This is a genomic window from Pseudoalteromonas sp. P1-9 (assembly GCF_001399975.1).
GTDB lineage: Bacteria > Pseudomonadota > Gammaproteobacteria > Enterobacterales > Alteromonadaceae > Pseudoalteromonas.
Map to the genome: position 1 here is coordinate 1 of NZ_LKBD01000148.1, position 396 is coordinate 396.

Consider the following 396-nt stretch of genomic DNA (forward strand, 5'->3'; position numbering starts at 1 on the left):
TCGTTACTATGAAACGCTGCTCTCGGGAGAAATTTTAGCTCCTATTGAAACTGATTGGACCTACCGTAATTTTGTCGCATTAGAGCAAGCATTATTGGGTAATGAAGAGGCGGTGCATTTCTTCAGTGAGATGCTTGAGCCGGCGCCAGGATTACAATTACCTCAGGAGCGTGATGAGACTCACCTTGGAGAGCAAGGTGAGCATCGAGTCTTACCGTTCAATCCGGTTTCTAGTGAGTTGATTGGTTTAGCGAGACAGTTGGGCTACCCAATACAAGCGGTACTCTTGACCGGTCACATGAAAGTGATGTCGTTAATGAGTGGTGAAGCGCATGCGGTGAGCAGTGTGACCGTGAACGGTCGACCGGAGCAGGAAGGTGCTGAGCAGAGTTTAGG

General features: G+C 49.0%; 1 protein-coding gene. It reads left to right on the top strand.

All coding sequences use genetic code 11. The annotated features are described in order from the left end of the window. A partial coding sequence (locus tag AN214_RS22790) for a hypothetical protein (RefSeq protein ID WP_161805716.1) occupies positions 1 to 396 on the top strand: 396 nt, incomplete at both ends.